This window comes from Salinicola sp. LHM (assembly GCF_034479735.1).
In the GTDB taxonomy this organism is placed as follows: domain Bacteria; phylum Pseudomonadota; class Gammaproteobacteria; order Pseudomonadales; family Halomonadaceae; genus Salinicola; species Salinicola salarius.
Genome location: NZ_CP140261.1, coordinates 1,634,268 through 1,655,987, shown reverse-complemented (window position 1 = coordinate 1,655,987; position 21,720 = coordinate 1,634,268). Strand labels below are relative to the sequence as shown.

21 protein-coding genes are annotated in these 21,720 nt (G+C 63.3%); 12 read left to right on the top strand and 9 right to left on the bottom strand.

The genetic code is table 11. From position 1 onward, the window contains the following. Nucleotides 1–54: 54 nt before the first annotated feature. From R5R73_RS07710 to R5R73_RS07690, 5 genes are read right to left on the bottom strand one after another with little or no spacing between them, the layout of a single operon-like run. Complete coding sequence (locus R5R73_RS07710; protein WP_071232891.1) at nucleotides 55–417, bottom strand: STAS domain-containing protein; 363 nt, start codon at nucleotides 415–417, stop codon at nucleotides 55–57. Next, on the bottom strand, nucleotides 414–1,106 hold the full coding sequence (locus R5R73_RS07705; protein WP_416221232.1) for an MlaC/ttg2D family ABC transporter substrate-binding protein: 693 nt from the start codon (nucleotides 1,104–1,106) through the stop codon (nucleotides 414–416). Before R5R73_RS07705 ends, R5R73_RS07710 begins: the two co-directional genes overlap by 4 nt. 26 nt (nucleotides 1,107–1,132) lie before the next feature. Continuing rightward, nucleotides 1,133–1,594 carry an outer membrane lipid asymmetry maintenance protein MlaD gene (mlaD, locus tag R5R73_RS07700; RefSeq protein WP_087717932.1) on the bottom strand — a complete coding sequence of 154 codons (462 nt, stop codon included), beginning with the start codon at nucleotides 1,592–1,594 and terminating at the stop codon, nucleotides 1,133–1,135. Continuing rightward, complete coding sequence (gene mlaE / locus R5R73_RS07695; RefSeq protein WP_322529347.1) at nucleotides 1,591–2,373, bottom strand: lipid asymmetry maintenance ABC transporter permease subunit MlaE; 783 nt, start codon at nucleotides 2,371–2,373, stop codon at nucleotides 1,591–1,593. Before mlaE ends, mlaD begins: the two co-directional genes overlap by 4 nt. Beyond that, nucleotides 2,370–3,185, bottom strand: a complete 816-nt coding sequence (locus R5R73_RS07690; protein ID WP_071232894.1) for an ATP-binding cassette domain-containing protein — start codon at nucleotides 3,183–3,185, stop codon at nucleotides 2,370–2,372. The genes mlaE and R5R73_RS07690 overlap by 4 nt, the downstream gene beginning before the upstream one ends. A 224-nt stretch (nucleotides 3,186–3,409) precedes the next feature. On the opposite strand from R5R73_RS07690, the gene R5R73_RS07685 reads away from it, so the two are divergent. From R5R73_RS07685 to R5R73_RS07635, 11 genes are all read left to right on the top strand, one after another. Next, complete coding sequence (locus R5R73_RS07685) at nucleotides 3,410–4,420, top strand: KpsF/GutQ family sugar-phosphate isomerase (protein WP_322529346.1); 1,011 nt, start codon at nucleotides 3,410–3,412, stop codon at nucleotides 4,418–4,420. Nucleotides 4,421–4,603: 183 nt separating this feature from the next. Beyond that, entirely contained in the window at nucleotides 4,604–5,230 is a 627-nt protein-coding gene (lptC, locus tag R5R73_RS07680) for an LPS export ABC transporter periplasmic protein LptC (protein WP_322529345.1), read from the top strand. Beyond that, on the top strand, nucleotides 5,227–5,769 hold the full coding sequence (gene lptA, locus R5R73_RS07675) for a lipopolysaccharide transport periplasmic protein LptA (protein ID WP_322529344.1): 543 nt from the start codon (nucleotides 5,227–5,229) through the stop codon (nucleotides 5,767–5,769). The genes lptC and lptA overlap by 4 nt, the downstream gene beginning before the upstream one ends. Before the next feature lie 100 nt (nucleotides 5,770–5,869). After that, nucleotides 5,870–6,595 carry an LPS export ABC transporter ATP-binding protein gene (lptB, locus tag R5R73_RS07670; protein ID WP_322529343.1) on the top strand — a complete coding sequence of 242 codons (726 nt, stop codon included), beginning with the start codon at nucleotides 5,870–5,872 and terminating at the stop codon, nucleotides 6,593–6,595. A 149-nt stretch (nucleotides 6,596–6,744) separates the two neighbouring features. Continuing rightward, nucleotides 6,745–8,178, top strand: coding sequence for an RNA polymerase factor sigma-54 (locus R5R73_RS07665; RefSeq protein WP_322529342.1), 1,434 nt, complete (start codon nucleotides 6,745–6,747; stop codon nucleotides 8,176–8,178). 131 nt (nucleotides 8,179–8,309) lie between these two features. Further along, nucleotides 8,310–8,618, top strand: coding sequence for a ribosome hibernation-promoting factor, HPF/YfiA family (gene hpf, locus R5R73_RS07660; protein ID WP_071232900.1), 309 nt, complete (start codon nucleotides 8,310–8,312; stop codon nucleotides 8,616–8,618). A gap of 9 nt (nucleotides 8,619–8,627) precedes the next feature. Continuing rightward, complete coding sequence (ptsN, locus tag R5R73_RS07655; RefSeq protein ID WP_322529572.1) at nucleotides 8,628–9,110, top strand: PTS IIA-like nitrogen regulatory protein PtsN; 483 nt, start codon at nucleotides 8,628–8,630, stop codon at nucleotides 9,108–9,110. 2 nt (nucleotides 9,111–9,112) lie between these two features. Next, a complete protein-coding gene (rapZ, locus tag R5R73_RS07650) occupies nucleotides 9,113–10,069 on the top strand; it encodes an RNase adapter RapZ (protein ID WP_322529341.1) in 957 nt (318 codons plus the stop codon). Further along, a complete protein-coding gene (locus R5R73_RS07645) occupies nucleotides 10,056–10,325 on the top strand; it encodes an HPr family phosphocarrier protein (RefSeq protein ID WP_322529340.1) in 270 nt (89 codons plus the stop codon). The genes rapZ and R5R73_RS07645 overlap by 14 nt, the downstream gene beginning before the upstream one ends. A 109-nt stretch (nucleotides 10,326–10,434) precedes the next feature. After that, complete coding sequence (mgtE, locus tag R5R73_RS07640; protein ID WP_322529339.1) at nucleotides 10,435–11,790, top strand: magnesium transporter; 1,356 nt, start codon at nucleotides 10,435–10,437, stop codon at nucleotides 11,788–11,790. Nucleotides 11,791–11,860: 70 nt separating this feature from the next. Continuing rightward, complete coding sequence (locus R5R73_RS07635; protein ID WP_322529338.1) at nucleotides 11,861–12,250, top strand: acyl-CoA thioesterase; 390 nt, start codon at nucleotides 11,861–11,863, stop codon at nucleotides 12,248–12,250. A gap of 204 nt (nucleotides 12,251–12,454) precedes the next feature. Here the strand turns inward: R5R73_RS07635 and pmbA are convergent, their stop codons facing one another. Beyond that, nucleotides 12,455–13,795: a metalloprotease PmbA gene (gene pmbA, locus R5R73_RS07630; protein ID WP_322529337.1), complete on the bottom strand. Its 1,341-nt coding sequence runs from the start codon at nucleotides 13,793–13,795 to the stop codon at nucleotides 12,455–12,457. A 125-nt stretch (nucleotides 13,796–13,920) separates the two neighbouring features. Between pmbA and yjgA the strand changes: the two genes are divergently transcribed. Then, nucleotides 13,921–14,436, top strand: a complete 516-nt coding sequence (gene yjgA, locus R5R73_RS07625; RefSeq protein WP_322529336.1) for a ribosome biogenesis factor YjgA — start codon at nucleotides 13,921–13,923, stop codon at nucleotides 14,434–14,436. Nucleotides 14,437–14,499: 63 nt separating this feature from the next. Here yjgA and tldD read toward each other — a convergent pair whose 3' ends face one another. The 3 genes from tldD to rng are packed head-to-tail and all read right to left on the bottom strand — an operon-like array spanning nucleotide 14,500 to nucleotide 21,477. Further along, entirely contained in the window at nucleotides 14,500–15,954 is a 1,455-nt protein-coding gene (gene tldD, locus R5R73_RS07620) for a metalloprotease TldD (protein WP_322529335.1), read from the bottom strand. Between the two features lie 11 nt (nucleotides 15,955–15,965). Then, nucleotides 15,966–19,985, bottom strand: coding sequence for a YhdP family protein (locus R5R73_RS07615; RefSeq protein ID WP_322529334.1), 4,020 nt, complete (start codon nucleotides 19,983–19,985; stop codon nucleotides 15,966–15,968). A 28-nt stretch (nucleotides 19,986–20,013) separates the two neighbouring features. Further along, nucleotides 20,014–21,477, bottom strand: coding sequence for a ribonuclease G (rng, locus tag R5R73_RS07610; protein ID WP_322529333.1), 1,464 nt, complete (start codon nucleotides 21,475–21,477; stop codon nucleotides 20,014–20,016). Nucleotides 21,478–21,720 lie beyond the last annotated feature (243 nt).

Genomic DNA, 21,720 nt, shown 5'->3' with positions numbered 1-21,720 from the left:
GCGTGCAAAAACGCCGCAAGCCACCGTTTCACTCAAGGACTGCGGATCGTGTATCTAACGCGGAGTCTGCATCGGTTCGACGCAGGTCGTCTCGACGGCCGGCAGCAGCGGCGCCAGTTCCGTGATATCCATCAGCCGTTTCAAGGCCGATGACAGCGCCACCCGCTGCAGGCTCAGCGAGTGACGCTGCACGCTACGCACCCACACCAGCAGCACGCTGAGTACCGCGCTGCTGGGGATCTGCACGCCGGTCAGGTCGAAGGAGACCTTGGCGTTTTCCGGCTGATCCGCCAGCCAGTGGCGCCCCGCCTGGGCCAGCGGGCCAGCGCTGTCGAAGTCCGCCTCGCCGCGAATCGTCAGCACGTTGCCGTCGACGACTTCCAGCGTGGCGTCCTCGCGTTCGAGCAGCAGACTCACGCGTCGCCGCCCTTTTCAAGCTCGTCGGTACCGACTTCCGGCGCCCAGTTGTTGATCACGGTCTCGATGTCACGATTGTTGTCACGCATCGACTGATCGAACTGGTTACGGAACGTCAGGCCGAGGTTGATGCCATTGACGATCACGTTGATCACCTTCCACTGGCCATCGTTCTGGCGCAGCGTGAAATTGACCGGGAAGGTTTCACCACTGGTGGAAACCACCTCCATGGGGACCGATGCCTGATCCTCGTAGCGTCCGGCGTTCTCGCTCTCCTTCACCCGGAGCGTCTGGTAGTCGAACGTCACCAGCCCCTTGGCATAGGTGTCGATCAATGTCTTGCGGAAGACGTTGACGAACCGAGACCGCTGCTCCGGCGTGGCACCACGGAAATAGCGCCCCATGACGCTGGCGCCGATGTAACGGAAATCGGCCACTTCCGCCATGTTGGTATCGACGAGCTTGGCGAGCTCACCATCGTGCTGAGCATAGTAGTCCTTCTTGCCCTCCAGCTCGGACATCAGCGAATCGACACTCTGCTGAATCACCTGGGTCGGTGATTGCTGGGCCTGGGCCACCGGCGCGACGCTCGCCAGACACATCGCAACGAGGGCAACACCCGCCATCCAGGCCCTGCTCAGGCCTGAGACGCGCTTCGGCGCCGCCGAGTCATACCGCGCAAAACTCATTTTCATCATCGACTCCTCGTCTGAAATCAATTGGCCATGTTCGACACGAACTGCTGGATGAGTTCCTCCAGCACCAGCGCCTGCTGGGTGTCGTGGATGACATCACCGTCATGCAGCATCTCCGGCGCCCCGCCCACGGTCAGGCCGATGTACTGCTCGCCCAGCAGGCCGGAGGTCAGAATGGCCGCAGTGGTGTCATTGGAAAGCTTGCCTTCGTATTCCGAATCCAGCTCCATGGTGACCTTGGCATCGAACCACTTGGGGTCGAGCTGGATATTGGTCACCTTGCCGACGCGCACACCGGACATGGTGACCTTGGATTGCGGCCGCAACCCGCCAATGTTGGCGAAATTGGCCGTCAGCGTGAAGGTGTCGTTGGGCACGCCAACGCCCAGACCGCTGACCCTGAGCCCGAGGAACACCAGCCCCAGAATGCCTGCCAGCATGAAAATGCCGACGCCCAGTTCCAACAAGTTGTTGCGCTTCATCCGAGGTCTCCAAACATCAGCGCGGTGAGCACGAAATCGAGGCCCAATACCGCCAGCGAGGCGTATACCACCGTGCGGGTGGTCGCGCGCGAAATACCTTCCGAGGTGGGAATCAGGTCATAGCCCTGGAAGACCGCGATCCAGGTCACGACCAGCCCGAACACCAAGCTCTTGATCATGCCGTTGAGCACATCGTCGACGAAGTCGACGCTGTCCTGCATGTTGCTCCAGTAGGAGCCCTCGTAGACGCCGAGCCAGTCGACGCCGACCAGATACCCGCCCCAGATGCCGACCACGGCGAACATCACCGTCAGAATGGGCAACGAGACGAAACCGGCCCAGAGTCGAGGCGCCACGATGCGACGCAGCGGATCGACGCCGATCATCTCCATGCTGGTGAGCTGCTCGGTGGCTTTCATCAGGCCGATTTCGGCGGTAAGCGCCGATCCCGCACGGCCGGCGAACAGCAGCGCGGCGACCACGGGAGCCAGCTCACGAACCAACGACAACGCCACCATCTGCCCCAGCGCCTCGTCGGCGCCAAAGCCGACCAGGATGGTAAAGCCCTGTAGCGCCAGCACCATGCCGATGAACAGCCCCGACACCAGCACGATCGCCCCCGACATCACGCCGACGAAGTGCATCTGGCGGACCCACAGATGAAAGCCCTCGCGAGACGGCAGACAGACGATCGACTGGACCAGGAACAGCCCGGCCCGGCCGATCGAACTCACGACATCGAGCGTCGCCCGTCCGAGCGCATGGATACGTCGCATCATGAGAACTGCCCCGCCGGCGCCAGGATGTCGTCGAAGAAATCCGGTGCCGGGTAATGGAACGGCACCGGGCCGTCGGGTTCGCCGTGCACGAACTGTTTCACATGGGCGTCATCATTGACGTCCAGCGTCTGCGGAGTGCCGTGCGCCATGACCTTGCCATCGGCGATGATGTAGACGTAGTCCGCGATCGACAGCGTCTCCTTGATGTCATGGGAGACCATCACGGCGGTCAGCCCAAGCGCCTGGTTGACCTTCTTGATCAACTGCACCAATACCCCCATCGAAATCGGATCCTGGCCGACGAAAGGTTCGTCGTAGAGCACCAGATCCGGATCCAGCGCCACCGCACGAGCCAGCGCCACCCGTCGAGCCATGCCGCCGGAAAGTTCGGATGGCATCAGATGGCGTGCGCCACGCAACCCGACCGCCTGAAGCTTCATCAGCACGATGTCACGCACCATGGCGTTCGGCAGTTCGGTATGTACACGCAGCGGAAACGCGACGTTCTCGAACACGTCAAGGTCCGAAAACAGTGCGCCGCTCTGAAACAGCATGCCCATGCGACGGCGCAGCTTGAAAAGCGAACGCCGCGATAGCTGGTGTACGTCCTGGCCGTCGATCAGAACCTGCCCCCGGTCCGGCACCAGCTGACCGCCGATCAACTTCAGCAACGTCGTCTTGCCGGTTCCGCTGGGCCCCATGATGGCGGTTATCTTGCCGAGCGGAATCTGCAAGTCGACACCACGGAAGATATCCGTGTTACCGCGGGAAAAATGCAGATCCTTGACCTCGACCATAATCGGATCATCCATGCAGCATCCACCAATCCAATGAGATCAATTATCGAACATTGTATCCTAACCTTGACGGTAGCGACCAGCCATCACTGAGCAGTCGTTACACCTGCTATCCTGCAAAGGGACGAATCGCCGGACGATCGAAGGTATACTCTTGCGTATCGCGCCGCGCCGAAATCGCCCTGCGCCCACTATATATATCCATGACCGATATTCATTCCACGACCGATATTCATGCCATGACCGATCCCCGAGTCGCTTCCGCCGTGTCCCAGAGTGAACCCGCCATGCTGGATTTCCGCGCCAGCGCCAGACGCACGCTGACACTGGAACAGCAGGCCATTGGTGAACTCGTCGAGAAACTCGACGACTGTTTCGACGCTGCCTGCAGGCTGCTGCTCGACTGCCGCGGCCGCCTCATCGTGACCGGCATGGGGAAGTCCGGCCATGTCGCCCGCAAGATGGCAGCCACCCTGGCCAGCACCGGCTCGCCGGCGTTTTACGTACACCCCGGCGAGGCCAGCCACGGCGACCTCGGCATGATCACCGGCGATGACGTGGTCATCGCCCTGTCCAATTCGGGCGAAACTCAGGAAATCACCGGCCTGCTCCCGCTGTTCAAGCGCCTCGGCGCGCCGCTGGTCAGCCTGACCGGCCGGCCGGCATCCACTCTGGCGCGGTACAGCAATGTACACATCGATGTCGGCGTCTCCCGCGAAGCCTGTCCGCACGACCTCGCGCCGACCTCTTCCACCACCGCCGCACTGGCGATGAGCGACGCGCTGGCGCTGGCGCTGCTCGAGGCGCGCGGTTTCAGCGCCGACGACTTCGCACTGTCGCATCCGGGCGGCACGCTCGGCAAACGCCTGCTGCTTCGCGTCGCCGACCTCATGCACGAAGGCAGCCGGCTCCCCAGCGTCCCCATCGGCAGCCCGTTGCGAGAGGCGCTGCTGGAGATGACGCTCAAGGGCATGGGGTTCACCTGCGTCGTCGATGAACACGGTCTGCTGGTCGGTGTCTATACCGACGGCGATCTGCGCCGAACGCTCGATCAGCGCGGCGATTTCACCCTGCTTCGTGTCGATGACGTCATGACTCGGGGTGGCAAGACGGCAACGCCCGATATGCTGGCCGCGGAAGCGGTACGGATCATGGAGGACAACCGAATCACCGCACTGGCCGTGATCGAAGATGGCGTTCCCGTGGGGGCGCTGCACATGCACGACCTGCTGAGAAGCGGAGTCATCTGATTCGTCGTCGAACATCCGATTCATCGTCGAAGTTGTACCCTGATGGCATCGTCTCAATGAAATGGCCATGTCGTTTCCAACACCGGAATCCAGCACCGGAATAACGATGCGGCTCGAGCCGCCAGAGCCCATATTCATCAACGCCAGTTCGATCAAGGCTTTCGTTCAAGACAAGGAGCAACCGTGGCCAAGACAGCCGGATTTCAGTCACCCTGGTGGAGACGCCTCGGCCTGTTGGCACTACTGCTGATTCTGGGTGGCGGGCTGACCTATCTGGATCAGCGTGGAGAAAACCAGCAGGAGTCCGCAACCAGCAACATGACTGGCGAGCCCGACTACTACCTCGAAGAGGCCAGCATGACGCGCTTCGATGCTCAGGGGCGCGCCTATCAACGCCTGGATACGCCGCGGCTGGCACACACGCCCGCCGACGATGTCATTCGTACCGAGACACCCCACGGCTACCTCATCGACGACGAGCAGCGCCAGTGGCAGGTGACCAGCGACACGGGGGTAATGGATCGCAGCGGCGAGCAGTTGACCCTGGAGGGCAATGCGCGCCTGATACAACCGGAGCAGGCGTGGAGCCTGGAAACGCAGACACTGCATTACGATAATCGCGAAGCCCATGCCTGGAGTGACACGCCCGCCGTGTTGCGTCAGCATGACCAGCGCATGCGTGGTGATCGCTTCGATGCCTGGATCAACGAAGACCGTATGCGCCTGACCGACAACGTGCGGGGGCACCTGCCACAGCAACCCCAATCACAGCAATCCCAGTCACAGCAATCTGAGGATCAAGGATCATGAGGCGAGAACTCGGCCAACTCCTGGTGCTTACCGCGCTGGGCTTCACCAGCCTTCCGACCATGGCACTGGAAAGCGATGCCAGCGCGCCGATCGAGATCGCCGCCGATCAGTTCGAGCTCGACGACCGCCAGGGCACTGCCGTCTACACCGGCAATGTCGACATGCAACAAGGCAGCATGAAACTGAAGGCCGCACGCGTGGACATCCAGCGAGCCGACGACGGCCAGGTCAGCCAGGTCACAGCCAAGGGCGGCGGTGGCGAGCGCGCCTATCTCGAACAGCGGCCGGCCCCCGACGAAGCGATCGTCAAGGGCTGGGGCGATACCGTCATCTATCATGCCGCCGAGCGCCGCGTGGAACTGGTCGGCAACGCCGAACTGCATCAGGCCGGCGACACCTTCGATGGCGCCTACGTCGAATACTATCTCGACTCGCGCCGCGTCCAGGCTCGTTCCAGCCAGGACGGCGACGGCAGTGGCGACGGTCGCGTTCGCATGACACTTACGCCGCGCAACGCTTCCGAACAGTCGTCCCAATAGTCATTCCAGTCATGATTCCAGAGAAGATTCGGGCTCTGCTCCCGACCACGCTCACCGGGCCTGAATCGCTCTGCGCCGCGTCGCCACAAGGATCGCATCCATGAAAACGCTAACGGCCGCCAATCTGGCCAAGAGCTACAAGGGACGTCGCGTCGTCCACGATTTCAGTCTGACCCTGCGCCAGGGCAGCATCGTCGGCCTGCTCGGCCCCAACGGCGCAGGCAAGACCACCTCCTTCTACATGATCGTCGGCCTGGTCAAGTCCGATGCCGGCAGCGTTCATATCGATGACCACGACCTCAGCCGTGCACCGATGCATGACCGGGCGCGAGCCGGGATCGGTTATCTGCCGCAGGAAGCCTCGATCTTTCGCAAACTGAGTGTCGCCGACAACATCATGGCCATTCTCGAGACGCGCAAGGATCTGGACCGAGCCGGACGACGCGAACAGCTCGAGCGGCTGCTCGCCGATTTTCACGTCGACCATATTCGCGACAACCTCGGCATGAGCCTGTCCGGCGGCGAACGCCGGCGCGTCGAGATCGCACGCGCGCTGGCCACGGAGCCGGCCTTCGTCCTGCTCGACGAACCCTTCGCCGGCGTCGACCCGATCTCGGTCGGCGATATCAAGAGCATCATCCGCCAGCTCCGCGATCGGGAGATCGGCGTTCTCATCACCGATCACAACGTGCGCGAAACGCTGGACATCTGCGACAACGCCTACATCGTCGGCGACGGACAGATCATCGCCGAGGGCCGCCCGGATGCCATCCTCGACAACCAGCGAGTTCGCGACGTCTATCTTGGTCACGAATTCCGGTTATAATCCGACTTCCCGCCCTATCCTGTTTCTTTCCGGCGGCCAGCCTTGCCTGAGCCGCCTTGGATGGCATGTTTCTTGCATAAATCGTTGCATGTCGTCAGATCAATCAGTAACGTGGCTATTCCCTCGTTGATTATGACGTCCGTTTCGCCATGTCCATGAAGCCTTCGCTGCAACTCAGAGTCGGCACGCAGTTGACCATGACGCCTCAGCTTCAGCAGGCGATTCAACTGCTGCAGCTGTCGACGCTCGACCTGTGCCAGGAGATTCAACAAGCGCTCGAATCCAACCCGATGCTGGAGCTGGAAGAGCAGTACTCGGAGCAGGAGACCTCGGAAGCGCCGGAAGACGACTGGCCCAGCGACATTCCCGAAGAGCTGGCGCTCGACAGCGACTGGAGCGACACCTACCAGGACGCCACCGCTGGATCGCTGGGCAGCAGCAGTGGCAGCGAAGAGGCGCCGGATTTCGACCGCAACGCCGCTGCCACCAGCCTGCACGACCATCTTTTGTGGCAGATGGCGATGGGCGATTTCGACGACCGCGAGCGCGAGCTGGGCGAATGTCTGATCGACGCGATCAATGACGATGGCTACTTCACCGGCTCTCTCGACGAACTGGCCCTCAGCCTCCGCACCCAGCGCGACGATCGCGTGACCACGGCGGACCTCGAACACATGCTGATGCGCCTGCAGCAGTTCGACCCCACCGGCGTCGGCGCCCGCGACCTGCGCGAATGCCTGCTGCTCCAGCTCGGTACGCTGGACACGGAAACCCCGCTGCTGCCACAAGCCAAACGCCTGGTGCGCCAGTTTCTCGAGGCCCTGGCCGGCAACGATCGGCGACTGCTCAAACGCCGACTGCGGCTCGAGGACGACGAACTCGACAGCGTCATCGCGATGATCCGCACGCTCGAACCACGCCCTGGGCAACGCTTCGATACCAGCCGCGACGACTACGTGATTCCCGACCTCGTCGCCACGCCCTCCCCCGACGGCTGGCGCATCGAGCTCAACGCCGAGGCGCTGCCACGTCTGCGCATCCAGCCTGACTACGCGGCCCTGATCAAGCGCGCCGACAAGAGTGACGACAACACCTTCCTGCGCCAGCATCTGCAAGAGGCCCGCTGGCTGCTCAAGAGCCTTTCGAGCCGCAACGACACGCTGCTGCGTGTTGGCCGGGAGATCATGTCGCGCCAGGTCGATTTCCTCGAGCGCGGCGAAGAGGCCATGAAGCCGCTGATACTGGCCGACATCGCCGGCAGCGTCGACATGCACGAGTCGACGATTTCCCGTGTCACGACCCAGAAGTACATCCACACGCCTCGCGGCGTGTTCGAGCTCAAGTACTTCTTCTCGAGCCAGGTCGGCGGTCATCGCGGGGAAGGCGACAGCTATTCGAGCACGGCGATTCGCGCCCGGATCAAGAAGTTCATTGGCGAAGAGCCCCCCAGAAAGCCGCTCTCGGACAGCAAATTGGTCGAATTGCTCGCCCAGTCCGATATCTGCGTTGCCAGACGCACCGTGGCCAAATATCGGGAGGCCATGGGCATTCCCTCGTCCAGTGAACGCAAGCGCCTTTCCTGACGTCCCGACTGTACGGCGAGGCAAAATCGATCCAGGGCTCGCCAAACCGGACGATATCGATCACGATGCCTTTGCAGTGACCTGAAAAGGGTTACAATCAAAAGTGCCATCTGCCGCAACAGGAGTGTGTCATGCAAGTGAACGTTACCGGCCATCATGTCGAGCTGACCGATGCCCTCCGGGACTATGTCGGAGAAAAACTCGTTCGTTTGGAGCGTCACTACGACAATATCACCAATGTTCAGGTCACCCTGAGTGTCGAGAAGGAGCGCCAACAGGCAGCCTGTACCCTGCATGCCGCAGGCGGCGATCTGCACGCCGAAGCCAGCGATACCGACATGTATGCCGCCATCGATTCACTGGCCGACAAACTCGACCGTCAACTGGTCAAACACAAAGAGAAGGCACAAGCCCGCGCCCAAGGCGCCGGCGCCCGTTAACGCCTGATGATGACACTGGAAAGCATTCTGCCCCCCGAACGTACCCTTTACGGGGTCACGGGGGGCAGCAAAAAACGTCTGCTGGAATTCTTCAGCACCTTCATTGCCCAAAACACACCCAGCCTGGACAGCCAGGAAGTCTTCAGCCGCCTGATCGGCCGTGAGCGTCTCGGCAGCACGGGGATCGGCAACGGCGTTGCCATCCCCCATGCACGCAGCCCTCACTGCAAGGGGCCGATCGCGGGGTTCATGCGCCTGAAGGACGCCATCGACTTCGACGCGATCGATGGCGAGCCGGTGGATCTGGTATTCGTGCTGCTGGTACCGGAGGAAGCGGATGACACCCATCTTTCGCTACTGGCCGAGGTCGCCAGCATCATGAATCAGAGCAGCGTCAGGCAACAGCTGCGCCAGGCAAGCACGCAGCAGGCGCTGCACGACGCTCTGATCGATGCCATTCGTCATTACCGTCCCAGCGATAACGGCTACTAGAGATGCAACTCGTCATCATCAGTGGTCGCTCCGGTTCGGGAAAATCGATCGCCCTGCAGGCGCTGGAAGATCTGGGCTACTATGCCATCGACAACCTCCCGGCCAACCTGCTGGCGCCACTGATCGACGAACTGCGCAGCGCCCCGCCCACGCGCCCCAACGTGGCGGTCAGTATCGATGCGCGCAATCTGCCGGAAGCGCTCGAGCGGTTCCCGGTGCTGTTGAACGCAGTCCGTGAACGCGGGATCGACACGCAGGTCGTCTATCTCACCGCCGACGCCAAGATTCTGCTGGAACGCTACTCGGCGACCCGTCGGCGCCACCCGTTGACCCGCGGCAACGACATGACCCTAGCCGAGGCGATCGATCATGAGCAGGACTATCTTGCACCGATTCGCCGCATGTCCGATCTGGTGATCGATACCCAGGGGCTCTCGGTCCACGAGCTGCGTGCACGGATCGGAGAACAGGTTGCCAGGCACACCGGCGGCCGTTTGACGTTGACCTTCGAATCCTTCGGCTTCAAACGCGGCGTGCCGCTGGACGCCGACATGGTATTCGACGCGCGCTGCCTGCCCAATCCGTTCTGGGACCCTGGATTGCGCGCCTATGACGGCCGCGACACACAGATCGTCGAGTTTCTGGAATCCTATCCCGACGTCCACGCCATGGCCGGCGACATCCATGCCTGGCTGGATCGCTGGCTGCCGGCCTACCTGGCCAGTCACCGCAGCTATCTGACGGTGGCGATCGGTTGCACCGGCGGCCAGCACCGTTCGGTCTACCTGATCGAGCGCCTGGCGCGTCACTTCCACCATGAATCCGCCGACATCCGACTTCGCCATCGCGAACTCGGTATCCATACCGCCCTCTCGCAGGATGCCACACCACGAGAGCCGGCGCCGCAGGATGCACCATCAAAAGACGCAGGATCATTCAAGCGCGATGCCGACACGTGAACTTCGCCTGACCAATCGTCGCGGGCTGCATGCCCGTGCCGCCACCAAACTGGTCCAATGCTGCCAACCCTTCGCCGTCCGTGTGGCGATTCACCACCGTGAGCGTCAGGCCGATGCCGCCAATATCATGTCTCTACTCATGCTTGCCGCGCCTTGCGGCACCGAGTTGATCGTGACCACCGAAGGCGACGATGCCGACGCCGCCATGGACGCCATCGTCGAGCTTTTCGAGGCGCGTTTCCACGAAGACGAGTAGCGCCCGCTCCTTCCACAGCGTTCGTGAACAGCGTTTTCCATCCTCGTCATTTTGCTCGACGATGGTAGAATGCTCATCCCCGCCAGTCGTTCAAGGATGACCGTTCAGGATGAGCAACAATCCCGAAAAGCTGCAGCCACGGCTGGCCAAGCTCAACGAAGCTCTCGAAAGCGGTGCGCTGGATCAGGCACGGCGCATGCTCAATCGCGGCCTGGCGCCGGTGGATGTCGCCCATCTGCTCGAGTCCAGCCCGCCCAAGGAGCGCGAGATTCTCTGGGGCCTGCTGGACCCCGAGCTGCATGGTGACGTGCTGCAGTATCTGGGCGATGACGTCCAGATCGAATTCCTCAACCGCATGGATGCCGAGCAACTGCTGACGGCGACCGAGGGTCTCGATGTCGACGACCTCGCCGACCTGCTGCAGCAGCTACCCAATACCGTCATCCAGGAAGTCCTCCAGTCGATGGAGGCGCAGGAACGCCAGCGGGTCGAAGCGGTCCTCTCCTACCCGGAGGACACCGCCGGCGGCCTGATGAACCCGGACGCGATCACCATTCGTCCGGATATCACGCTGGATGTGGTCCTGCGCTACCTGCGCCGCCACGAGCGCCTGCCCGATGCCACCGACACCCTGCTGGTCGTCACGCGTCGTGACGAGCTGATCGGTATCCTGTCACTCAACCGCCTGCTGGTCTCGGATGTCTCGGTGCTGGTGCGCGAAGTCATGGAAACCGACTTCCACGCCATTCAGGCGACTGCCTCGGACAGTGACGTGGCGACGCTGTTCCAGAAACATGATCTGATTTCGGCGCCAGTCATCGGCATTGATGGCAAACTGCTCGGCCGTATCACCATCGACGACGTGGTCGACGTCATCCGCGAGGATGCCGAGCACCAGGTCATGAGCATGGCCGGTCTCGACGAGGACGAAGACACCTTCGCCCCGGCGCTGCGAACGAGCCGTCGCCGGGCGTTCTGGCTCGGTATCAATCTGATCGCGGCAACGATCGTCTCCATCGCCATCGGGTTCTTCGAGGACACCATTCAGCAGATCGCGGCCCTCGCGGTGCTGATGCCGATCGTCTCCAGCATGGGCGGCATCGCCGGCTCGCAGACGCTGACCGTGTTGATTCGCGGCATCGCGCTGGGTCACGTCTCCGGCGCCAACGTGCGCTGGCTATTGATCCGCGAACTGCTCGTCGGCATGACCAACGGCCTGATCTGGGCCGTGGTCGTCGGCACCATGTCAGTCTTCCGCTTCGACGACATCCGGCTGGGGCAGATCATCGCCATGGCGATGGTCATCAATCTGACCGTCGCCACGATGGCCGGCACCCTGATCCCGGTACTGCTCAAGAAGTTCAAGATCGACCCGGCGCTGTCCGGCGGCGTGCTGCTGACGACCATTACCGACGTGGTCGGCTTCGTCGCCTTCCTGGGTCTGGCGACCGCCTTTTACCTGTAACGACCCGGCAGGCCCGACCATCGAACCCAGGCGGGCCACGACGCCGGATGATGCCAACGAGGAGCAGCGGATGAACTTTCATACCCGTAAATGGATCAAGCCCGAGGACCTCAATCCCAACGGTTCACTGTTCGGTGGAAGCCTGCTGCGCTGGATCGACGAAGAAGCCGCGATCTACGCCATCATCCAGTTGGGGAACGCCCAGGTCGTGACGAAGTACATCTCCGAGATCAACTTCGTCTCCAGTGCCCGCCAGGGCGACATCATCGAGCTCGGCATCACGGCCACGCACTTCGGCACGACCTCGATCACGCTGGAATGCCACGTGCGCAACAAGATCACCCGCAAGAGCATCCTGACGATCGACAGAATGGTCTTCGTGAATCTCGGCGAAGATGGCATCCCCGCGCCGCACGGCCGCACCGAGATCACCTATATCAAGGACCGCTTCGAGGGCTGAAGCCGCGAGCCGCGAGCCGCGAGCCGCAAGCCGCGAGCCGCGAGCCGCGAGCCGCGAGCCGCGAGCCGCGAGCCGCGAAACCAGAATGCGGTTCCTGTCAGGAAAAACAAAACGTCAGCGACACCGTCGCTGACGTTTCTCGTAGCTCGTAGCTGCTGTTTAGCGCCCCGAAGCCGGCGCAGTCGTAGCCCGTAGCTCCAGCGTCTACTGCCCCGCGATGGTCATCGAGTCGAGCAGCCAACTACCGGTCTGGATGCTGCCGCGGCGGTCGATGTCGTCACCCACGCCCTGCAGGCCGGCGAACATATCGCGCAGGTTGCCCGCCACCGTGAACTCCTCCACCGGATGAGAAATTTTGCCATTCTCGATCCAGAAGCCCGCCGCGCCTCGCGAGTAGTCCCCGGTCACCGGGTTGAGCCCCTGGCCCATCATTTCGGTCACCATGATGCCCGTTCCCATCTGCTGCATCAGGTCCTCCAGCGAGGTCGTCGGCGCCTGGATGCGCACGTTACGCGCGCCGCCGGCGTTGCCGGTGGTCTCCAGCCCCAGCCGGCGAGCGCTGTAGGCGGCCAGCATGTAGCTCGCCAGCCTGCCGCGATCGATGAAGATATTGTCGCGCGTGGCCACGCCGTCGCCATCGAACGCGGCACTCGACATGCCACCGATCTCGCGCGGATGTTCGCCCAGCGAGAACCACTCGGGAAACAGCGTCTCGCCCAACTGGTCGCAGAGGAACGAGGACTCGCGATAGAGCGCGCCGCCGGCAATGCTGTTGAGCAGATTGCCGACCAATCCGCGAGCCATGTCCGGCGCCAGCAGCACCGGCAAACGGCCGGTCTTCGGACGCTGGCCGCCCAGCCGGCGCAGCGTGCGCTCGGCGGCGCTGATGCCCACCGACTCCGGGCTCGCCAGATCGCTGGCCCGGCGCGCCGTGGTGAAATCATGATCGCGCTGCATGCCGTCGCCACTGCCCCCGATCAGCAAACACGAGAGCGAGTGCCGCGTGCCGCGCTTGCTGCCCAGAAAGCCGTGACTGTTGGCATAGACCGTGACCACCTCGGAAGAGGACAGGCTCGCTCCCTCCGAGTTGGTGATACCCGGCTGCTCGCGGCCGGCCGTTTCGCAGCGCAACGCCAGCTCGATCGCTTCGTCCGTGCTCAACGCCCAGGGATGATGCAGATCCAGATCCGGCAGATTGGTCGCCATCAGTTCGGCGTCCGCCAGCCCCGAGGCCGGGTCCTCGCCGGTGTATCGCGCGATCGAAATGGCCTTCTCGACCGCGGCACGAATGGAGGCATCACCCGCATCCGACGAGGAGGCGTTGCCCTTGCGGTTGCCCACGTACACCGTGACCGCAATTCCTTGATCGCGGGAGAGCTCCACGGTCTCGGTCTCGCCGAGCCGCACGCTCACGCCCAGCCCCTGGTCGACGCTGGCACCCACCTCGCAGGCGTCCGCTCCCAGACGTTTGGCGAGCTCCAGCGCCATGCCGGCGCGCTCCTCGAGACGCGACTGCTGCGCCTCGGCATTGAAAGCTTGACTCATCTCGGACTCCTGATTCATGAAACTCGGATCATGGACATTCGGGCCTGCGCATGATGCACCCATGCGTTGGCGCGGGGGTTCACGCTGATATACTGCAGCCTTCATTCGTCGCTTGGGGTAACAACATGGGCAAGGGTTCGGACAACGACATCGCTTTCGAGGACGACGCGCCTCCCAGCAAGAGCCAGCTCAAACGCGAAATGCAGGAGCTGCAGGCCCTGGGCGAGCGCATCATCGCGCTGGACCCGGCCGTGCGCGCTCGACTGCCGCTCTCCGACGACATGCGTGACGCTGTCGAGGAAACCGGGCGCATCCGTTCCCACGAAGGCCGCCGTCGCCACATGCAGTACGTCGGCAAGGTCATGCGCAAGGAAGATCGCGAAGCGATCCGGGCCGCCTTCGAGGAGATCGACCAGGAGCATACCCAGCGCAACGCGGCTTTCCACCGGCTCGAGCAGCTCCGCGATCGCCTGATCGACGATGACGCCGCACTGGAGCCGTTCATCGAAGCGCACCCCCAGGTCGACCGCCAGGCACTGCGCCAGCTGATTCGCAACGCTCGTAGCGAGAAGCAGCGCGGCAAACCGCCCGCCAGCTCGCGCAAGCTGTTCCAGCTGATTCGCGATACCGTCGGGCTCTGAGCGCCAGCCGCGACGCCCCGGCCTCGGCAAACAGTCGAGTTACGCATCCTCTGCACTCGTGGCCTAGGATGCCGTACCACCGACCGTGATCTCGTCCAGCTTCAGCGTCGGCTGACCGACGCCGACCGGCACCCCCTGCCCCTCTTTTCCGCAGACCCCGATGCCGCTATCCAGCGCCATGTCGTTGCCGATCATCGAGACACGCGACATGGCCTCGGGACCATTGCCGATCAGGGTGGCGCCCTTGACCGGCGCCGTGATCCTGCCGTCCTCGATCAGATACGCCTCGGAGGCGGAAAACACGAACTTGCCGGACGTGATATCGACCTGGCCGCCGCCGAAGCTGACCGCATAGATGCCGCGCTTGACGCTCTTGACGATCTCTTCCGGATCGTCCTGGCCCGCCAGCATGTAGGTGTTGGTCATGCGCGGCATGGTGACGTGGGCGTAGGATTCCCGACGCGCGTTGCCGGTCGGCTTCATGCCCATCAGCCGGGCGTTGAGCTTGTCCTGCATGTAGCCGGTGAGAATGCCATCCTCGATCAGCGGCGTGTACTGGCCCGGCGTGCCCTCGTCGTCGATGCTGAGCGACCCGCGACAGTCGGTGAGCGTGGCATCGTCCACCACCGTGACACCCTTGGCGGCGACTCGTTCGCCCAGGCGACCGGAAAAGGAGGAGCTGCCCTTGCGGTTGAAGTCGCCCTCGAGCCCGTGACCCACCGCTTCATGCAGCAGGATACCGGGCCAGCCATTGGCCAGCACCACCGGCATCTGGCCCGCCGGCGCAGCCACCGCATCCAGATTGACCAGTGCCTGGCGGACCGCTTCGCGAGCGTACTTGTCGGCCACGTTCTCGTCGCGCAATCGCTCCATGGAATAACGGCCGCCACCGCCGGCACTGCCCCGTTCACGCTTGCCGTCCTTCGCCACGATCACGTTGACATTGAAGCGCACCAGCGGACGGATATCGGCCGCCAGCGTGCCGTCGCTGGCGCATACCAGCACTACCTCGTGAACACCGGTCAACGATGCGCTGACCTGCGTCACGCTGGGGTCCGCCGCCCGCGCCACGCGATCCGCCTGCTTGAGCATGGCGATCTTGTCCTCGGCGCTCAACCCGCTCAACGGGTCGATGCCCTGATAGCGAGAGGCCGCCGCGGCGACCTGAATCGACTTCGGGGCGTGCCGCTGGCCGCTGCGGGCGATACCGGAAGCCGTGCGTCCGGTATCCAGCAGGGCGTCCTGGCTGATCTGGCTGGAGTAGGCGAATCCGGTCTTCTCGCCGGAGAGCGAACGCACGCCGACGCCGCCATCGATGCTGTAGCTGGCGTCCTTGACCTCCCCATCCTCCAGCACCCACATCTCGTGCCAGGTGCGCTGGAAAAAGAGATCGGCGTAATCGATGCCGACGCCCATAGCGTGGCCGAGGCCGACATTCAACGATTCCACGTCCAGCCCACCCGGGGTCAACAACAGCGTCGACGCCTGCTTCAGGGCATCATCACTCGTTTGTCTCATCGGACTCAGTGTCATTGGGCACTTTCCAGGTTGATGTTCGGCGAGGACCAGGGGCCCTCGATGCGATAGTAAATCTGCGTTGCCCGATCCAGCCAGCGGCCGAACAGCTGGTCGAACACGAACAGGCCGACGCCGACCTGCGGCGCACCGGCCATGACCGCGACGAGCGGCAGATTCTGGCTCACGGGAACAGTGATCCCGAGGCGCTGATCCAGCGTCTGGCGATTGAGATCGACGCTGCCGGCCAGCGTGAACCGGGTCGCGGTGCCATCGATCACGATCGGCCCTTCGGTTTGCAGACGACCGTTGTACAGGGTAGCGCTGCCATTGAGGCTATTGAAAGAGGTCCCGCCGCTGGTGACGTCGGAGAAATCCAGCTGCAGACGCCGCAGGATATTGTCGAGATTGAAAAGCCCCACCAGCTTGGCCCCGGACGAATGGATCTGACGCAGCCGCCCGTTGCTCATCGTGGCCTGAACCCGTCCCGTCGATAACGGCAGGGCAAATTGCCAGGGCGCACCCGGCCAGGATAGCTGGAGATCGACCTTGGCGCTTTCACTGGTGATCGGCACCTGCTGATTCAGCACACGGAACACGCTCCCGACATCGCCACCGCTGGCCTGTAGCCGGGCCCGGCTCAGGCTCGCGCTCCCGGCGGCTTCCCAGTCGAGCGACCCCGACAGATCCAGTTCGCCCAGAGAAAGCGTCAATGGATCGACGGTCAGCCGTTGCTCGTCGGCCTGCCAGGTCGCTTCCAACGGCCCGAATCGCTGCCCCTGGCGCTCGAACTCCGCGACGCGCACGTGGCCCGCTGGCGCCTTGGCAAGCTCCGCAGGCAGCGCAATCGGATGAGGCGCGACTTCGATCTCGCCCATCAGGTTCGATGCCTGGCCTTGATTTTCCGTTTTCCTGGGCGTCAGCGCATCGAGATTGAGCCGCTGCAGATCGACGTCGATCGGCATTGCCGCCTCCGGCTGCCAGCTTGCCTCTCCAGCGGCAATGCCGCCATCGAGCGACAGCCGCCAGCCATCGGAAAGCGGCGCGGCGTCGACCTGCAAGCCCCCGAGACAGCGGCCTTTTACCAGAATGCATGGCGTCGACAACGCCACCCGCTTGAGCCCGCCGCCATCGTTCACAGGCTGGGCGTCCGGGTTTTCGACGTCGTCTTCGAGCGTGGTCTCGAGGCGGTTTTCCGGCGCCGAATCCGCATCGGTAGCCCCCAGTTGGGTCAACGCCTGAATCCACCGCTGCGTATCCACGCGATCCGGTCGCCACAGCACATACCAGCCCGGCTCACTGGGCCAGGCCGCCTGTTTGCCCGGCCATCCTTCCAGCCATACCTGCCCCTGGGCCTGATCCCCGATCGTGCGCCAGCGCGCACGCCCCCAACTCCCCAGCGTCACGCTGCCGGTACCTGCGGAAATATCGGCATCGATCGCCAACGGCTCCCTGGCCTTGGACACCTTGCCGAATGGCGGCGGCAAGGTTATTGCCAGCCCCTGCAGCTCGCTACGCAGCGTCAGGCTGACACCGTCCCTGGAATCGCCCTGGTTCTTGGAATCACTTTGATCCGTGGAACCGCCCTGGTCCTCGAAGTCCACACTGGCCTGATAAGGGAAGGAACCGCTCAGCAGGCCATCGACCCGGGACAGACCGGCCCAGTCGAGCAGCCCGCTCCCCCGCACCTGCCCCTCGAACGCGATACCGCTGGGGCCATTCTGATAGCCACCGATGTTGAAGTGAGCCTGGGTCGGCCCATCGAAAGCACGGGCGCTCAGATCCCCCGTGACGTAGTCTTCGCCTTTTTCACGACGATAACGCAAGGCGCCGCCGATATCGGCCAGCGTCAGTTGCAGTTCGGGAAAGGTCAGCCTCTTTGCGTCGACCTGCCCCTGGATGTCGACCGTCATGTCGGTCTCGGCATCGCTCTCGTCGGACATCGGCATGGCCACATGAAGCCTGGCATCGACCGCGCCCTCGCTCTGCCAGAGCCCGAAAGTGTCGCTCATCGTTTCCAGCGGTGCGTGAGCCAGAAAATCCAGCACGCCGCCGGTACTGCCACTGACATCGCCGTCGACCGTCAGTTGCCTGTCGATCAGTTTGACCGCGGCGTCACGAGTCGTCAGACCATGGCTGGTGGCATGTTCGATATCGGCATCGAGATTCATGTCCTCCATCTGCAGGTGGCCGTAGACCCGCTCCAGCGCCGGCCAATCCGGCGCGTACTGTAGCCGCCCGTCGGCGACGTCCAGCGACAGGGTGAAGTAGTCGTCCGGGTTGACGAACATCTTCCCTTCCGGCGCCTCCTTGTCGCTCAAGGTGACCGATAGCCCCAGCTTCCCCTGCTTGACGATGCCGCCGATATCGCCGCCGAACCACTCGTGAAGCTGTTCGTCGTCGATCACCCGCGTCGGCAGCCACGACAGCACTCGCGAGTTTCGCGCATCGGCATTGGCAAAGGCGAGATCGAGGAGGAAGGTGCCGGGCTTGTCCTGGGCATCGTAGAGCGTCAGGCCGAATCGCCCCTCGGCACTGGCACCACGCCACCCCGCCTCGAGATTCTGGCCGCTGATGACGGCGCCCTGCCGGGTCAATTCGAAGTCGACCTGACCGCTGGCGTAGGAAAGGTCCAACGGATCGGCATAGACGATGGGGATCGAGAATTTCGTCGATTCGTCTCCGGTAAAGGAGACCGTGCCGCCACGCCCGCGATAGGTGACCCACGCATCGATGGGGCCGCCACCGGGGATTTCGTTCCAGGCCGTTACCGAAGCCCCTTCGAGGGCACTCTGCGCGTACCATTCTCCGTGATCCTGCCCCACTTCGAGGCCGGCGACGTGACCGCGCGGGTCGAGCTGGATCAAGGTCTGGGAAAGCTCGAACGGCAGCGGCAGATAGCGCAGGTAATCCGTCACGCCCGCCAGCTCGAAGGGCGCGCTGCGCAGCCGCCAGCCGGTATCGGTGGATCGCGCCTGCAGCTGCTGCGGCCAGTCGATCGCCGCCAGCCCAGCGTGAGATAGCCGCAGGCCATCCAGCCAGGCCTGCCAGTGGCCGTTTGCCCCTCTCTGCAGCCCGGCATCGAAGCCTAGCCGTGTCAGCGTCTCGGAGATTTCATTGCTGGTATCGACCACTCGGAGGGATGGAATATCCACGGATAGACGACCGTCGTGCAATCCGCCGTCACGCCATGCGCCCGTCACGAATGCCTGCCCGTCGATCTCGCCCAGCGCCCTGGGCCGGCCCGCACTCGACACCGCCAGCGCCGGCGATAGCGCAGCCAGATCGAGCGTTCCGACAAAGCGCGCCTCGGGATGACTGGCGCCGCCGGGCTTATCCGCGCCAGCGCCCTTGGCCTGGTCGCCGTTCTCGATCGTCAGATGTAGCTGTCCGGCGTCTGCGTCGTTGGCGGTCAGCGTGGCCTGAATCGACGCCTGACTGCCTCGACTGGCCAGCGTCAGTCGCGACACCGTCACCCGCGCTTGCTTGCGCTCTCCATCCTGCTCGCGCTGTCCATGCAGCACCAGCGTGACATCCTCGAAGGTCGCCTGCTGGCGCATCAGCGTGCGCAACCAGCCATCGACGCCGAGTGAAGACGAAGATTTCGAATCGTCGGAACCACCGAACCAGCGACTGCCTGCGCCATCCGGCCACGCCCACTGGCCATCGGCGGTCTGGTAGAGATGCAGCGTCATGCCATCGATCTCGCCATCCCGAATCACCGGCGCGCCCAGCTGCCAGCTCGCCAGTGTCTCGAGACGACCTGCCGCATGGTCGATACTGAACAGTGGCCGGCCGCTTTCGCTCGTCAGGCGGAAATCGTCGACTGCCAGGCGGGGATTCCAGTGGTGAACTGCCAGCGACAGTCGGCCGAGTTTGGCCTGGGCATCGAGCTGATGTTCCAGCGTCGAGGCCAGCCAGGGGCTCAGCCTGTCGATCTGCCACGCCGCCAGTCGAACGCCGGTCGAGAGCACGGCGACGACGATGGCAACGAGGGCGGCCAGCGTCAGCAGCCAGCGCCACGTCAGTCGCAAACGAGTGATCCACGGAGGGCTCATCGGCTCACATCAGTACGATGTCGTACTGTTCCTGGGAGTAGTGTGCCTCGACCTGAAAACGGATGGTCTTGCCGATGAAGGACTCGAGATCGGCCACGGCGGCGGACTCCTCGTCCAGCAGGCGGTCGACCACCGACTGCGACGCCAGCACCATGTAGGTTTCCGGCGAATAGGCACGCTCTTCGCGCAGAATCTCGCGGAAGATTTCGTAACAGACCGTCTCCGGTGTCTTCAGCGAGCCACGCCCCAGACAGGTCGGGCACGGCTCGCACAGCGTCTGTTCGAGGCTCTCTCGGGTGCGCTTGCGGGTCAGTTGCACCAGGCCCAGCTCGGTGACGCCGGTCAGCTTGTTCTTGGCGTGATCCCGCTCCAGCGACTTCTCGAGCACGCGCAGCACCTGGCGCTGATGCTCGAGCTCTTCCATGTCGATGAAATCGATGATGATGATGCCGCCGAGATTGCGCAGTCGCAGCTGGCGGGCAATCGCGGTGGCCGCTTCGAGGTTGGTCTTGAAGATGGTCTCTTCGAGATTGCGATGGCCGACATAGCCGCCGGTGTTGACGTCGATGGTGGTCATCGCCTCGGTCTGGTCGATGACCAGATAGCCGCCGGACTTGAGCTGCACCTTGCGCCCCAGCGCCTTCTGGATCTCGTCCTCGACGCTGTAGAGATCGAAGATCGGCCGCTCGCCGGGATAGTACTCGATGCGCGACTCCATCGTCGGCATGAACTCCCGGGCGAACTCCTTGAGCTTGAAGTAGTTCTCGCGGGAGTCGATGCGCACTTTCTCGATCTGGTCCCGCATCACGTCGCGCAGGGTGCGAATGAACAGCGGCAGGTCGTCGTAGATCGGCGTTGCGACCGGCGCCGAGGTGCGGCGCTCGGCGATCTTCTGCCACAGGCGCTGCAGAAAGACCATGTCGGCGAACAGCTCCTCCTGGCCGACGCCTTCGGCGGCGGTGCGAATGATGAAGCCGCCGCAGCCTTCGTCCGGCAGCTCGGCCTTGCCGCTCTCGACCAGCGCCTTCAATCGCTCGCGCTCGGTATCGTCCTCGATGCGTTGCGACACGCCGACATGAGGCGAATCCGGCATGTAGACGAGATAGCGGGAAGGAATGGAGAGATGGGTCGTCAGCCGCGCGCCCTTGGAACCGATGGGGTCCTTGGTGACCTGGACCACCAGCGGCTGCCCCGCGTAAAGCAGATGACTGATCGAGGCCGGTTCTTCATGGGGCGCATCGGGCGGCAGCACTTCGTTGACGTGGATGAACGCCGCGCGCTCGAGCCCGATATCGATGAAGGCGGCCTGCATGCCCGGCAACACGCGCACGACCTTGCCCTTGTAGATGTTGCCGACGATACCGCGGCGCCGGCTGCGTTCGATGAAGGCTTCCTGCAGCACGCCGTTTTCCACCACGGCAACCCGCGTCTCCATCGGAGTCAGATTGATCAGTACTTCACCGCTCATGCGGACATCCTTGTCAGAACCTGCCTACGATCTGCTGCGCGTCGGCCAGACATTGTTGAGTCGGAGCTTCGCGGAGACAACAGCCGGAGGCTGGCCCGTAGGGCGAGCGAAGCGAGTCAGACACTTTCGGAATGCTCATTTAACCCCATGTAAACTCCGCCTCCTAAAGTGTTTTCGCCCGAATTATCCAAAATCGAGACTCTAGCTCGCGAGATCGTCAACGGATTCTCGCGAGTTGTTGGG

Excerpts from the sequence above, each read along its gene's own strand:
- R5R73_RS07705 (WP_416221232.1), bottom strand. The coding sequence starts at position 1,106 with ATGAGTTTTGCGCGGTATGACTCGGCGGCGCCGAAGCGCGTCTCAGGC.
- mlaD (WP_087717932.1), bottom strand. The coding sequence starts at position 1,594 with ATGAAGCGCAACAACTTGTTGGAACTGGGCGTCGGCATTTTCATGCTG.
- mlaE (WP_322529347.1), bottom strand. The coding sequence starts at position 2,373 with ATGATGCGACGTATCCATGCGCTCGGACGGGCGACGCTCGATGTCGTG.
- R5R73_RS07690 (WP_071232894.1), bottom strand. The coding sequence starts at position 3,185 with ATGGATGATCCGATTATGGTCGAGGTCAAGGATCTGCATTTTTCCCGC.
- R5R73_RS07685 (WP_322529346.1), top strand. The coding sequence starts at position 3,410 with ATGACCGATCCCCGAGTCGCTTCCGCCGTGTCCCAGAGTGAACCCGCC.
- lptA (WP_322529344.1), top strand. The coding sequence starts at position 5,227 with ATGAGGCGAGAACTCGGCCAACTCCTGGTGCTTACCGCGCTGGGCTTC.
- lptB (WP_322529343.1), top strand. The coding sequence starts at position 5,870 with ATGAAAACGCTAACGGCCGCCAATCTGGCCAAGAGCTACAAGGGACGT.
- R5R73_RS07665 (WP_322529342.1), top strand. The coding sequence starts at position 6,745 with ATGTCCATGAAGCCTTCGCTGCAACTCAGAGTCGGCACGCAGTTGACC.
- hpf (WP_071232900.1), top strand. The coding sequence starts at position 8,310 with ATGCAAGTGAACGTTACCGGCCATCATGTCGAGCTGACCGATGCCCTC.
- ptsN (WP_322529572.1), top strand. The coding sequence starts at position 8,628 with ATGACACTGGAAAGCATTCTGCCCCCCGAACGTACCCTTTACGGGGTC.
- rapZ (WP_322529341.1), top strand. The coding sequence starts at position 9,113 with ATGCAACTCGTCATCATCAGTGGTCGCTCCGGTTCGGGAAAATCGATC.
- R5R73_RS07645 (WP_322529340.1), top strand. The coding sequence starts at position 10,056 with ATGCCGACACGTGAACTTCGCCTGACCAATCGTCGCGGGCTGCATGCC.
- mgtE (WP_322529339.1), top strand. The coding sequence starts at position 10,435 with ATGAGCAACAATCCCGAAAAGCTGCAGCCACGGCTGGCCAAGCTCAAC.
- R5R73_RS07635 (WP_322529338.1), top strand. The coding sequence starts at position 11,861 with ATGAACTTTCATACCCGTAAATGGATCAAGCCCGAGGACCTCAATCCC.
- pmbA (WP_322529337.1), bottom strand. The coding sequence starts at position 13,795 with ATGAGTCAAGCTTTCAATGCCGAGGCGCAGCAGTCGCGTCTCGAGGAG.
- yjgA (WP_322529336.1), top strand. The coding sequence starts at position 13,921 with ATGGGCAAGGGTTCGGACAACGACATCGCTTTCGAGGACGACGCGCCT.
- tldD (WP_322529335.1), bottom strand. The coding sequence starts at position 15,954 with ATGAGACAAACGAGTGATGATGCCCTGAAGCAGGCGTCGACGCTGTTG.
- rng (WP_322529333.1), bottom strand. The coding sequence starts at position 21,477 with ATGAGCGGTGAAGTACTGATCAATCTGACTCCGATGGAGACGCGGGTT.